The organism is Pseudomonas sp. USTB-Z (genome assembly GCF_019691255.1).
Classification (GTDB): domain Bacteria; phylum Pseudomonadota; class Gammaproteobacteria; order Pseudomonadales; family Pseudomonadaceae; genus Aquipseudomonas; species Aquipseudomonas alloputida.
The window spans coordinates 377,723-390,091 of the sequence record NZ_JAECZP010000002.1; the positions used below are offsets into that span (position 1 = coordinate 377,723).

The 12,369-nt window shown below is 62.3% G+C and carries 11 protein-coding genes; 10 read left to right on the plus strand and 1 reads right to left on the minus strand.

Annotated features, from left to right (window positions below):
• Positions 1 to 11 precede the first annotated feature (11 nt).
• The 3 genes from I8746_RS03760 (at position 12) to I8746_RS03770 (ending at position 2,609) form a co-directional block, all read left to right on the plus strand.
• On the plus strand, positions 12 to 1,046 hold the full coding sequence (locus tag I8746_RS03760; protein ID WP_221100166.1) for a methionine synthase: 1,035 nt from the start codon (positions 12 to 14) through the stop codon (positions 1,044 to 1,046).
• A gap of 25 nt (positions 1,047 to 1,071) precedes the next feature.
• Positions 1,072 to 1,581 carry a flavin reductase family protein gene (locus tag I8746_RS03765; RefSeq protein WP_088512297.1) on the plus strand — a complete coding sequence of 170 codons (510 nt, stop codon included), beginning with the start codon at positions 1,072 to 1,074 and terminating at the stop codon, positions 1,579 to 1,581.
• 98 nt (positions 1,582 to 1,679) lie between these two features.
• A complete protein-coding gene (locus tag I8746_RS03770; RefSeq protein ID WP_221100167.1) occupies positions 1,680 to 2,609 on the plus strand; it encodes a LysR family transcriptional regulator in 930 nt (309 codons plus the stop codon).
• A 66-nt stretch (positions 2,610 to 2,675) separates the two neighbouring features.
• Here the strand turns inward: I8746_RS03770 and I8746_RS03775 are convergent, their stop codons facing one another.
• Positions 2,676 to 3,563, minus strand: coding sequence for a LysR family transcriptional regulator (locus I8746_RS03775; protein ID WP_014860458.1), 888 nt, complete (start codon positions 3,561 to 3,563; stop codon positions 2,676 to 2,678).
• Positions 3,564 to 3,658: 95 nt separating this feature from the next.
• On the opposite strand from I8746_RS03775, the gene I8746_RS03780 reads away from it, so the two are divergent.
• The 7 genes from I8746_RS03780 (at position 3,659) to I8746_RS03810 (ending at position 12,368) form a co-directional block, all read left to right on the plus strand.
• The gene (locus I8746_RS03780; RefSeq protein ID WP_014756330.1) at positions 3,659 to 5,101 is read left to right on the plus strand and encodes an aldehyde dehydrogenase family protein; all 1,443 of its coding nucleotides are present in this window, start codon (positions 3,659 to 3,661) and stop codon (positions 5,099 to 5,101) included.
• 13 nt (positions 5,102 to 5,114) lie between these two features.
• A complete protein-coding gene (locus I8746_RS03785) occupies positions 5,115 to 6,101 on the plus strand; it encodes a dipeptidase (protein ID WP_014756329.1) in 987 nt (328 codons plus the stop codon).
• Positions 6,102 to 6,156: 55 nt separating this feature from the next.
• The gene (locus tag I8746_RS03790) at positions 6,157 to 7,707 is read left to right on the plus strand and encodes a BCCT family transporter (protein WP_012052758.1); all 1,551 of its coding nucleotides are present in this window, start codon (positions 6,157 to 6,159) and stop codon (positions 7,705 to 7,707) included.
• 26 nt (positions 7,708 to 7,733) lie between these two features.
• A complete protein-coding gene (locus I8746_RS03795; protein WP_012052759.1) occupies positions 7,734 to 9,428 on the plus strand; it encodes a hypothetical protein in 1,695 nt (564 codons plus the stop codon).
• Between the two features lie 2 nt (positions 9,429 to 9,430).
• A complete protein-coding gene (locus I8746_RS03800; protein ID WP_012052760.1) occupies positions 9,431 to 10,126 on the plus strand; it encodes a DUF3726 domain-containing protein in 696 nt (231 codons plus the stop codon).
• 27 nt (positions 10,127 to 10,153) lie between these two features.
• Positions 10,154 to 10,525: a RidA family protein gene (locus tag I8746_RS03805; RefSeq protein WP_012052761.1), complete on the plus strand. Its 372-nt coding sequence runs from the start codon at positions 10,154 to 10,156 to the stop codon at positions 10,523 to 10,525.
• A 433-nt stretch (positions 10,526 to 10,958) separates the two neighbouring features.
• On the plus strand, positions 10,959 to 12,368 hold the full coding sequence (locus I8746_RS03810; RefSeq protein ID WP_012052763.1) for a circularly permuted type 2 ATP-grasp protein: 1,410 nt from the start codon (positions 10,959 to 10,961) through the stop codon (positions 12,366 to 12,368).
• Position 12,369: the final 1 nt, after the last annotated feature.

Below are 12,369 nucleotides of genomic sequence, written 5' to 3' on the forward strand. Positions count from 1 at the left end.
GGTCACTGTTCATGAACACATTGCTACCCACCTCCACGGCCGGCAGCCTGCCTAAACCCGCCTGGCTTGCTCAACCCGAAACACTCTGGTCCCCGTGGAAGTTGCAAGACGAGCAACTGATCGAAGGCAAACAGGATGCCTTGCGCCTGGCCTTGCAAGAACAACAACACGCCGGTATCGACATCGTCAGTGACGGTGAACAAACCCGCCAGCACTTTGTCACCACATTTATCGAGCACCTCAGCGGCGTTGATTTCGAGCAACGGAAAACCGTCAGAATCCGTGACCGCTACGAGGCAAGCGTACCAATGGTTATGGGTGCTGTCGCTCGACAAAAGCCGGTGTTTGTCGAAGATGCCAAGTTCCTCCGCCAGCACACCACACAGCCGATAAAGTGGGCGCTGCCCGGCCCCATGACCATGATCGACACACTGTATGACAACCACAACAAAAGCCGCGAGAAACTGGCTTGGGAGTTCGCCAAGATTCTCAACCAGGAAGCCAGAGAACTGGAAGCCGCGGGCGTGGACATCATTCAGTTCGACGAACCGGCATTCAATGTTTTCTTTGACGACGTGAATGACTGGGGCGTGGCTACCCTCGAAAGGGCCATCGAGGGCCTCAAGTGCGAAACGGCCGTCCATATTTGCTATGGCTATGGCATCAAAGCGAACACCGACTGGAAAAAGACCCTCGGTTCAGAATGGCGGCAATATGAACAGGCCTTCCCCAAACTGCAGCAGTCCAGCATCGATATCATTTCGCTGGAATGCCATAACTCGCATGTTCCGATGGACCTGCTCGAGCTGATTCGCGGCAAGAAAGTCATGGTCGGCGCCATCGATGTGGCCACTCATGTCATTGAAACACCCGAACAGGTCGCCGCCACCCTGCGCAAGGCACTGCAATTCGTCGATGCCGACAAGCTCTACCCTTGCACCAACTGCGGCATGGCGCCCCTGCCTCGCCAGGTAGCCAGCGGCAAGCTCAAGGCCTTGAGTGCAGGCGCAGCCATCGTCCGTCAGGAACTCGCTAACGCACGCTGAAATCAATGCAGCCACAGGACCTACCATGTTGCTTTCCGGTACGGCGATCGAGCCGTCGACTTTTCGCCAGGCACTCGGGCACTACGCATCCGGCATCACGGTGATTACATCGCACCACGAAGGTGAGCCGATCGGCTTCACCTGCCAGTCGTTCTACAGCGTATCGATGAGCCCGCCGCTGGTGTCATTCAGTGTGATGTCCCGTTCGGCCAGCTACCCGAAGATTCGCCAGGCTGGCCGCTTCACGGTCAACATCCTGTCAGGTGAACAGGTCGGCGTTTCCAACCAGTTTGCCCGGCGCGGCGCCAACAAGTGGCACGGCGTCGAATGGCAAGCATCGCCGTTGGGCAACCCGATCATTGCCGGCAGCCTGCATTGGCTTGATTGCGAAATTCACGCCGAACATGCCGCCGGGGACCACCTGATCGTGATTGGCGAAGTCAAAGCGTTGAACCTGCAGGCCACTGCTGCCACGCAGCCGCTGCTGTATTTCAAGGGGCAGTACTGCAACCTCGCCGCGCCTCACGCGGCTTGAGCCTCACCCCACTCACGGAAAACCCAGCAAAGGAATTGTCAGGATCACGCTGCAGTGAAGAAAACCCGCCATTACTGCGTTGATCCGCCATTTTACTCATGATCGATTTACGCCACCTGCGAACCCTCCACGCGCTGCGTGAAACCGACAGCCTGCACGAGGCCGCCGAGCGCCTGCACCTGACACAATCAGCCCTGTCGCACCAGTTCCGCGATATGGAAGAGCGCATCGGCATGCCACTGTTCGTGCGCAAATCCAGGCCGGTGCGCTTCACCAGCGCCGGGCTGAAGCTGCTGCAGCTGGCCGATCAGGTGCTGCCTCAGATCCGCAATACCGAACGGGACCTGGGCAAGCTGGCCGGGGGCTGCGCCGGACGGTTGCACATCGCCATCGAGTGCCACAGCTGCTACCAGTGGCTGATGCCTTCAGTGGATGAGTTCCGCGGCGCCTGGCCTGAGGTGGAACTGGACCTCGCCTCCGGTTTTTCCTTCGCGCCACTGCCAGCCCTGGAGCGCGGCGACCTGGACCTGGTGGTCACCTCCGACCCGGTGACATTGCCGGGTATCAGCTACGTGCCTCTGTTCAGCTACGAGGCGCTGCTGGCCATCGACAACCACCACGCCCTGCGCCACAAGCCGTACCTGGAGCCCGCCGATATCGCCACCCAGACACTGATCACCTACCCGATCGAACGCCCCCGCCTGGACATCTTCACCCGCTTCCTAGACCCCGCCGACGTCGAGCCCGCACAGGTCCGCACCTCAGAACTTACCGTGATGATGATGCAACTGGTTGCGTCCGGGCGCGGCGTCTGTTGCCTGCCCAACTGGGCCGTGCACGAATACAGTTCGCGCGGCTATGTAACTGCCAAGCGCCTTGGCGAACACGGCCTGCAGGCAAATCTCTATGCGGCACTGCGCAGTGACATGCTGGAGGTGCCGTACGTGCGTGATTTTCTGCTGACGGCCAAGGATATTTCGTTCACCACGCTGGCAGGTGTCAGCGTGCCTTCAGGCCCGGTTCTCTGAAAGCCGGGCGTGCGTTTGCGAACCTCAGTGCCGGCCATGGCGCGCCATGCCCCTACCGCCAACGAATCAGCCAGCCTTCGCCAACTGCACTTGCAGAAACGCCATCAGTGCCCCCGCCACAGGTGACAAGCTGCGCCCTTTGCGGGTGAGCATGCCGATGTGCCGTTCTACCTTGGGCTCCACAAGGGGCACGAACGCCAGTTTTTCGTTCTCCTGCGGAAAAGCGAGGTACGGCAAGGTACTGATCCCTACCCCCTCCTCCAGCATGGCGATCAACGAAATCATGTTGGAAATGAACAGCCGGCTATCGGCCAGCAAACCCTCGGCCTCGGTACCCGCCAGTAATTGCGAGGTACCGTTGCGGATCATCGGCACGCCCAGCAACTGCGCCCAATGCAGCTGCCCCCCCGCCTGCGCCAGCGGGTGGTCGCTGCGGCACACCACGCCAACCTGATCATTCACGATGGGGGCGAATTCGAGCTGGTCATCGTCCACCCACAGGCTGCTGATGCCGAAATCAACCTGCCCTTGAGCGAGCAACTGCTGCACACGTTCGGCCGTGCCGTCCTGAATGCTGACCTGCACATTGGGGTGCGCGGCCACAAAGCGGGCCAGCGGCCCTGGCAGCATTCGGCTGGCCACAGAAGGCACGGTGGCGATGCTGACCTGGCCGATTTCATGCCGGGCAAACAGCATGGCTTCACGCGCAATACGGTCATGGTGCTCGATCAAGCCACGAAACAACGGGAGGCAATGCTCGCCATATGGCGTCAGCTCTACCCGGCCACCGCCCTTTTCGACCAGTGCCTGCCCCAGCTTCTGCTCCAGTTCACGCAGGGCCAGGGATATCGCAGGCTGGGTGCGAAAGGCCTGGCGGGCGGCCGCGTGGAAACTCTTGTGTTCGGCGACCAGTACGAAGTAACGCAACTGCGCGATTTTCAGCTCGGGCAACATGGTTAGCATTCCTTATCAAAGCATTTTTTTTATTAATTTTTATTTGCTGCATATTGCTCGCATGATGAATGCCATGCAAACGGAGGCGTTCATCCATGTCACACAAGACCTACAACAACTACATCGATGGCCAGTGGTGTGAAGGCCACGCCACTTTGGGCAACTACAGCCCCTCGGACACTGGCGACCTGATCGGCCAGTACCATCAGGCCAGCGCCGAACAGGCCCGCCAGGCCATTCAGGCCGCCCGCGCCGCTCAACCCCTGTGGGCCGCCAGTGGACTGGAAAGCCGCCAGCAAGTGCTGATGGCCATCGGCGACGAGCTGATCGCCCGCAAGGAAGAACTCGGCGAACTGCTGTCGCGAGAAGAAGGCAAACCCTTGGCCGAAGGCATCGGCGAGGTCAACCGCAGTGGCCAGTTCTTCCATTACTACGCCGCCGAAGTGCTGCGCCAGATGGGCGAGACTGCCGCCTCGGTGCGCCCAGGGGTGGACATCGAAGTGCATCGCGAACCGGTGGGTGTGGTGGGCATCATTACCCCATGGAACTTCCCCATGGCCACCGCCGCCTGGAAAATCGCCCCGGCCTTGGCCTTCGGCAACGCCGTGGTGTTCAAGCCGGCCAACCTGGTGCCGGCCAGTGCCTGGGCGCTCACCGAGATCATCAGCCGTCAGGGCCTGCCCAGCGGTACCTTCAACCTGGTGATGGGCAGCGGTGCCGACGTCGGCGAGGCCCTGATCGAGTCCGCCGAGATCGATGCCCTGACGTTCACCGGTTCTCTGCAGACGGGCCGACGCGTAGCGGTGGCCACCGCCGGTAACCTGGTGCGCTGCCAGCTGGAAATGGGTAGCAAGAATGCCCTGGTGGTCATGGACGACGCCGACCTCGAACTGGCCGTGGAATGCGCGCTCAACGGGGCCTTCTTTGGCACTGGGCAGAAATGCACTGCGTCATCACGGCTGATCGTCTGCGACGGCATCCACGACCGCTTCGTCGAGGCGCTGCGCCTGCGCATGCGCCAGCTCAAGGTCGGCCATGCACTGGAGGCTGGCGTCCAGATCGGCCCGGTCGCTGACGCGCGCCAGCTGGAACAGAACCTGGCCTACCTGCAACTGGCCCAGGCCGAAGGCGCCACCCTGATAGAAGGCGGCGAGCGCCTGCAATTGGCCTGCGATGGCTACTACATGCGCCCGGCCTTGTTCATCAACAGCCGCAACGACATGCGCATCAACCGCGAGGAAGTGTTCGGCCCCATCGCCTGCGTGATCCGCGTGCGCGATTTTGAAGAGGCGCTGGCCACGCTCAATGATACCGAGTACGGCCTCACAGCCGGGATCATCACCCAGTCGCTGCGCCACGCCAGCCACTTCAAGCGCCGCGCCCAGACCGGCTGCGTGATGGTCAATCTGCCCACCGCCGGGACCGACTACCACGTGCCATTCGGGGGCCGCAAAGCCTCGAGTTTCGGCCCCCGGGAACAGGGGCAATACGCTCGCGACTTCTACACCGTGGTCAAGACCACCTACCTGCGGCCCTGAAGGAATACATGCCATGCACGACCTTTTGATGATCGACGGCCTGCAGTACTCCAACTGGAGCCAGGAAATATTCCAGCAGATGCAGGCCGGTGGCCTGAGCGCGGTGCACGCCACCATCGCCTACCACGAAAACGCCCGCGAAACCCTGTCACGCCTGGGCGAGTGGAACCGCCGCTTCGAGACATGGCCCGAGCTGATCCGCCCGGTGCGCACGGCCAGCGACATCCGCCTGGCCCACGAGGAGGGCCGGGTGGGTATCTTCTTCGGCTTCCAGAACTGCTCGCCGATCGAGGACGACATTGCCCTGGTGGAGGTTTTCCGCCAGCTCGGGGTGTTCGTCATGCAGCTGACCTACAACAACCAAAGCCTGCTGGCCAGCGGTTGCTATGAGCGCGAGGACAACGGCATCAGCCGCTTCGGCCGCCAGGTGATCGCCGAAATGAACCGCGTCGGCATGCTCATCGACATGTCTCACAGCGCCGAGCGAAGCACGCTTGAGGCCATCGAACTGTCGAGCCGACCGGTGATCATCTCCCACGCCAACCCTGCCAGCTTCCACGCCGCCAAGCGCAACAAATCCGATGCGGTGCTACGCGGGATTGCAGAGTCCGGCGGGCTACTGGGGTTCAGCACCTACCCGTTCCACCTCAAGGGTGCCTCGGACTGTAGCCTGGAAAGTTTCTGCGACATGGTCGCGCGCACCGCCGACCTGATGGGTGTGCAGCACATCGGCATCGGCACCGACCTGTGCCAGGCGCAACCCTTGTCGGTGCTGGAATGGATGCGCAACGGCCGCTGGAGCAAGGACAAGGACTACGGCGAAGGCTCCAGGGACAACGCCAACTGGCCGGCGCCCTTGCAGTGGTTCCGCGACAGCCGCGACTTCCGCAACATTGCCCAGGGCCTGCGCGCCCGCGGCTTTGCCGAGCACGACGTGGGCAACATCATGGGGCTGAACTGGTTGCGCCTGCTGGAGACCGCCACCACGGCACAGGCCTGAACCCCTTGCACGGACAGCATCAACAATAAAAAGAATCGCAGGTTCCGGAGGTTTCATGAAAAACCCAACTACCTTGCAGGCCGACGGCCAGGCCATGGGCCTGCCTATGGCACGCGATATCGACTGGCCGTTGTTCCTGATCAGCGGCGGATTCCTAGGCGCCTTCCTGCTGGCGGCGCTGATCGACATCGACACCGTGTCGGCGCTGGTCAATACCCTGTTCGCATGGTCGACAAAGGCCTTTGGCCTCTATTGGCAAGTGCTGATGCTGGCAACCTTCGCCGTCAGCCTGTTCATTGGTTTTTCCAGATGCGGGCGTGTACGCCTGGGCGGGGTCACCCAGCGCCCGGACGTCAGCACCTTCAACTGGATCGCCGTGATCATGTGCGCCCTGCTGGCAGGTGGTGGCGCCTTCTGGGCCGCTGCCGAACCCTTGATGCACTTTGCCAGCCCACCGCCCTTCTTCGCCGGCCTGCAACCGCACAGCGAAGCGGCGGCCACCGCGGCACTGGCGCAATCGTTCGTGCACTGGGGCTTCCTGGCCTGGGCCGTGCTGGGCAGCCTGCTGGCGATCGTGCTGATGCACCTGCATTACGATAAAGGCCTTCCGCTGGCGCCGCGCACCCTGCTTTACCCCCTGTTCGGCCAGCGAGCGCTCAAGGGCCCGATCGGCACCTTGGCCGACGCTGCCTCAATCATCGCGGTAGTGGCCGGCACCATCGGTCCGATCGGTTTCCTTGGCCTGCAGATCAGCAGCGCCATGCACGCTGTGTGGGGGCTGCCCAACACTATCGTCACCCAGTCGCTGACCATTGTCCTGGTGACCGCGATGTACACCGTCTCGTGCCTGGTGGGCCTCAAAGGCATCCGCTTTGTCAGCGAGATCAACGTCTGGTTGATGATCGGCCTGGCCCTGTTCATGGTGGTATTCGGACCGACGCTGTTCATCCTCGGCGGTTTCCCGGCGGCCTTTGCCCTGCACGTGGAGCACTTCATCCCCCTGACGATGTTCCGCGCCGACCCCAAATGGCTGGACTGGTGGACGGTGTTCTACTGGGGCTGGTTCATCGGCTACGCGCCCATGGTGGCCCTGTATGTCGCGCGGATCTCGCGGGGCCGCACCATCCGCGAGATCATCATGACGCTGTCGATCATCGCACCGCTGGTGACCATGTTCTGGTTCACTGTGGTGGGCGGTACCGGGATCGGCCTGGAGCTGCAAACACCAGGCATCGTCACCGCCCATGGCGCCAAGCCTGAAGACCTGTTGCTGGGAGTGACGCAGAACCTGCCACTGGGTGGCCTTGTCAGCGCGCTGTTCCTGTTCTTGAGTTTCATCTCGGTGGCCACCAATGGCGACGCTATGGCCTTCACCGTGGCGCTGGCGATGTCCAGCAACGATAAACCGAAGAAGTGGTTGCGCGGTTTCTGGGCAATCGGCATGGGCCTGGCGGCGGTGGTACTGATCACCATTGGCGCAGGCGGGGTGACGGCCCTGCAATCCTTCATTGTCATCACCGCGGTGCCGGTGTCGCTGGTGATCCTGCCAGCGCTGTGGGATGCCGTGCGCATCGCTCGACACATGGCCCGTGAACAAGGCGTCTGAACATGATCCATCCAGGTACAACAACAATGCCCAACAGCGTGCCTGCAATACCCGCGTTGCGCCCTGCCAGCCAAGTCATGGACCTGGCCCGGCTGGGTAGCCACTTCCAGAGCCCGCTAAGCTTCGTGCGCAGCAGCATGCGGCGGATGATGCAGCAGCGCTGGCAAATCCGGCGCAGCTGTTTCGACCTCGATGGCCAAGGCTTCGGCACTGCGATCTACCGCATCGAAACGCCAAACGGCCATTACCACTGCGTGATCTTCTCGGCCTACCTGCCGCCCGAAAAGCGCAGCGATCGAGTCATCGCCGACCAGTGGGACGTCAGCTTCGTGCTGGTGGCCGGCGATGTCGACTCGGCACAACTGGCCGACCTGCAACGCAACGTGCCGCTGCAGGAAGCCGGTCGCTTCGATGCACGCGTGCTGGTGTTGTCGCGGGCCAACCGTAGCTTGCGCAATTTCGACCGGTTTCTGGCGGCGCTGGCAGAAGGACGCCAGCCCGATCCACAACAACTGGCTGAAGTCGGCTACCTGTATCGCACCACAGCGGTTTACGGTAACGGCAAGTTCGGCATCGCCGATTTTGGTTGCCTGCAAGATAACCCGGACTTCAACCAGCCGTTCAGCGCGCAGATGTTCACCGTCTACCTGCTGCGACACTTCAGCATCGAGCAGATCAACCACATGGCCCGGGCACTCGCCCCGCAGCGGGCAGTGCAACTGGCCCCGGCGCTACAACGCTACCTGGGGGTCGGCAACGCGACCGGGCTGGGAATGGCCCCTTTTCTGATCAACCACCCTCAACTGGTGGAGCACTGGATCAGTACGCGGGAAACGGCCCTGGCCCTGGTGCTGGCGCAGTCGGCGGAGCCCGACCAATTGGCACGCCTGCAGCAATTGCTGGCGCGCGCCCAGTTGCACCTGAGCCAGTCCCGGACCGAAGACCAGCGCCAGCATGAGCAGAACCTGCAAACCTTGGCCGAGCTTGCTTTACTGGCCACCTGGCTTGGCACGCAAGCCGACGGCGCGGGCCTTTGGCCGCACCTGCTGGCCTGGGCGCAATTACACACGGGGGTGGGCTGCCAGGAGCTTCTGGTCAGCCTGCTGCTGGAGCTGTACCCCGAGCAGGTCACGCCCCTGGCCGAGCACATGGGGGTCAACGAAAGCTGGCAGCTGGACGCCCAGATGCCCCTTGGGCAACTGCGCCAGCTCATCGAGCAGCAGTATGGCTGGGCGTTGCGCTACGACTTCAGTGCTGCCGATGCGGAGCACTTCTTCTGGTACCGCTCAGCTGAAAAAGAAGAGCCGCGCCTGGGCATTCGCGCAGAGGAGCCAGGGGCCGAAAAAGAAATGCAGCTGGGTATTGCCCGCAATATCCAGCAGTGCCATGGCGCGCTGCTGGAGCACCTGCAACGGCAGCCTCAGGCGCTGACCGCTCACTTCCTGATCGCCCAACCGAGGTTCAAGGGCGCGGTACGCCGCCTGCAGGGCATGGCAAAAACAAACTTCGGTGAAATCCGTGCCAATCTGCTGGCCCGGGACATGCTGCCGATTCACCTGCTGCGCTGCAAACTGGCATTTTTCGGCGCGGGGAAATTCGACCCCAAGTCAAGCCGCTGGGTGCGTATCACGCTGTTCCAGGGCGCGCCGCTGGTCAGCGACATCGGTCAGCCGTTCGCAGACGACTGGAATTTCGCAGTCATGCCGCAAAGGGAGCTTTGACCATGCGCGTATCGCTTAACGAATTACAGGTGATGTGCCGCAAGGCATTCGAAGGCATGGGCTTCGCCCCGGGCGACTGCGAGGATGCCGCCGAACTCGTGGGCTGGTTGCAACTGCAGGGGCTCGATGGCGTCGGTGCACTGGAAAAGGCGTTGCTTTATCTGCAAGCCGAAGCTGCACGGCCATACGCCTTGTGCCATGAGGATAACGCCCTGCTGGTGATCGACGCCAAGGGCCAGAGCGTATTGCGCTGCGCCGCGACGGTGGTGGAACTGGCGGCCGCCAAGGCCATGCGCTGTGGTCAGGCCGAACTGCGCATCCGCCACTGCCACAACCGTTTGCTGTTGCTGGGCTACCTGAGCCGGGCAGCTGTGCAGGGGCTGCACGTGCAAGCCCGCTGGGAGGACGCCCGCCAATACCACCTGGCCGATTTTACCGCCGGCATGCCGCGCCCGGAACTGAGCAGTGAAGCCCGGCCCCGGGGCATTGAAGCGGCCGCGCAAGACGTAACGGTGCTGTTCACCCGAGCAGGCCAGACCGCCCAGGCGATAACCGACCCGCAACGCTCACTGCAGCAAGGTTTTACCGTCAACGAACATACCTGGCAAAGGCTCAGGCAGCTGGCCGAACACATCCTTGTCGAGAGCACCGATGCCTCACGCCGCCACGGTGCAGGCGGCGGCAGCGACGCCGACTGAACACCCTTGCCACTGAGGAAACAACCCATGAAGCATGCAATAAAGACCGAGCTGTTCGCCTCCAGGGCGCCACTGGAATGGGCGGTCGTCGGCAACGGTACGTTGTACACGGCCCAGATCCCAATCGATACGCAGGGCCAGGTGGTTGCCGGCGGCATCGAGGCACAGGCCCGCCAGACACTGGACAACCTGCGCCACACCCTGGAAGCCGCTGACAGCTCGCTGGATGCCGTGACCCAGGTACTGATCTACGTGACTGACCGCCGCTATCTGGCAACTGTAAATGCCGTGTACGCTGAGTATTTCCAGGCACCCTACCCCAACCGCGCTGCCGTCGTGGTGGCGGGCCTCGCCCGGGAAGAAATGCTGGTGGAGCTGGTGGTCTACGCCTGCCTCTGAGGGCCTGAAGGCGCTCGCCTCGCGATATTCAGCGTGTGTTCAATCGGGTGCCGCCCGCGCGGCACTCGATGCATGCCCCCTTCCCCCCAAGTCATGCACCCGGACTATTTCCTTTTTGTCCCGCCGGGCACCGGCCTGCGCCCCATTTCGGTTCAAAACCCGCGCCCGGATCAAAAGCGCCCTTTTTTGATGCGCCGGCCCTTGCGGCCAGGCAGCACACATCGGGTGCGCCCCTCACATTTCCTGCATCGCCAGAACCGCCTGGCGTATTCGGCACTTTTATTGCACAGACTGGTTGTACTCAACGCACAGGCAATCTACCGAAACCGAGGTTAACGCGAGACACAGCTCCCACTTACCCCAGCAAGGCAGCACCCTGAAAGACGCAGATGAACCGCAATGAAGCTGCCGGCAACGGCGGCAAGGAGTGGGTATGTCCCGGGCTTTTTTCAATGAAATGTACGAAGCGAACGGCACTTGCCGCCCGCATTACCAGGAGTTCGCCCGCTGGCTGGCCAACACCCCGCTGGAGTTGCTGGAACAGCGCCGACGCGAGGCCGACCTGCTGTTTCACCGCGCTGGCATCACCTTCACCTTGTACGGCGACAAGCAGGATACCGAGCGCCTGATCCCCTTCGATATCATCCCGCGCAGCATCCGCGCCAGCGAATGGCGCACAGTCGAGCGTGGCTGCATTCAACGGGTACAGGCGCTGAACCTGTTCCTGCAGGACATCTACCACGACCAGCACATTCTCAAGGCCGGCATCATCCCGCCAGAGCAAGTGCTGGCCAACGAGGGCTACCAGATCGCCATGCAGGGCCTGGACCTTCACCGTGGGCTGTATGCGCATATTGCCGGTGTCGACCTGGTACGTGACGGCGACGGCAGCTACTTCGTGCTGGAAGACAACCTGCGCACCCCCAGCGGCGTCAGCTACATGCTCGAAGACCGCAAGATGATGATGCGCCTGTTCCCCGAACTGTTTGCCGCCCAGCGCATCGCGCCCATCGATCACTACCCCAACCTGCTGCTGGACACGCTCAAGAGCGCCAGTCCACTGGACAACCCTACCGCGGTGCTGCTCACGCCCGGCCGTTTCAACAGCGCCTATTTCGAGCATGCTTTCCTGGCCCGGGAAATGGGCATCGAGCTGGTCGAAGGCGCCGACCTGTTCGTACGTGATGAGCATGTGTACATGCGCACCACGGCCGGCCCCCACCAGGTGGACGTGATCTATCGTCGCCTGGACGACGACTACCTCGACCCGCTGTCCTTCAACCCTGACTCGATGCTGGGCGTGCCGGGGCTGATCTCGGTTTACCGCGCCGGCAATGTGGTACTGGCCAACGCGGTCGGCACTGGCGTGGCCGATGACAAATCCATCTACCCCTTTGTCGACGACATGATCCGCTTTTACCTGAGCGAAGAACCGATCCTGAACAACGTGCCGACCTGGCAGTGCCGCAAGCCGGCGGACCTGTCCCATGTACTGGCCCACCTGCCCGAACTGGTGGTCAAGGAAACCCAAGGTTCCGGCGGCTATGGCATGTTGGTCGGGCCCGCCTCGACCAAAGCCCAGATCGAGGACTTCCGCGCGCGCATCAAAGCCCGCCCGCACGCCTATATCGCTCAACCGACGCTGTGCCTGTCAACCTGCCCGACCTTCGTCGACAGCGGCATCGCACCGCGTCACATCGACCTGCGCCCGTTCGTGTTGTCGGGCAGTGAAACCCGCCTGGTGCCCGGTGGCCTGACGCGCGTGGCGCTCAAGGAAGGCTCGCTGGTGGTCAACTCGTCGCAAGGCGGCGGTACCAAGGACACCTGGGTGGTGGAGGACTGAG

Excerpts from the sequence above, each read along its gene's own strand:
- I8746_RS03775 (WP_014860458.1), bottom strand. The coding sequence starts at position 3,563 with ATGTTGCCCGAGCTGAAAATCGCGCAGTTGCGTTACTTCGTACTGGTC.
- I8746_RS03760 (WP_221100166.1), top strand. The coding sequence starts at position 12 with ATGAACACATTGCTACCCACCTCCACGGCCGGCAGCCTGCCTAAACCC.
- I8746_RS03795 (WP_012052759.1), top strand. The coding sequence starts at position 7,734 with ATGCCCAACAGCGTGCCTGCAATACCCGCGTTGCGCCCTGCCAGCCAA.
- I8746_RS03805 (WP_012052761.1), top strand. The coding sequence starts at position 10,154 with ATGAAGCATGCAATAAAGACCGAGCTGTTCGCCTCCAGGGCGCCACTG.
- I8746_RS03790 (WP_012052758.1), top strand. The coding sequence starts at position 6,157 with ATGAAAAACCCAACTACCTTGCAGGCCGACGGCCAGGCCATGGGCCTG.
- I8746_RS03780 (WP_014756330.1), top strand. The coding sequence starts at position 3,659 with ATGTCACACAAGACCTACAACAACTACATCGATGGCCAGTGGTGTGAA.
- I8746_RS03800 (WP_012052760.1), top strand. The coding sequence starts at position 9,431 with ATGCGCGTATCGCTTAACGAATTACAGGTGATGTGCCGCAAGGCATTC.
- I8746_RS03765 (WP_088512297.1), top strand. The coding sequence starts at position 1,072 with ATGTTGCTTTCCGGTACGGCGATCGAGCCGTCGACTTTTCGCCAGGCA.
- I8746_RS03785 (WP_014756329.1), top strand. The coding sequence starts at position 5,115 with ATGCACGACCTTTTGATGATCGACGGCCTGCAGTACTCCAACTGGAGC.
- I8746_RS03810 (WP_012052763.1), top strand. The coding sequence starts at position 10,959 with ATGTCCCGGGCTTTTTTCAATGAAATGTACGAAGCGAACGGCACTTGC.
- I8746_RS03770 (WP_221100167.1), top strand. The coding sequence starts at position 1,680 with ATGATCGATTTACGCCACCTGCGAACCCTCCACGCGCTGCGTGAAACC.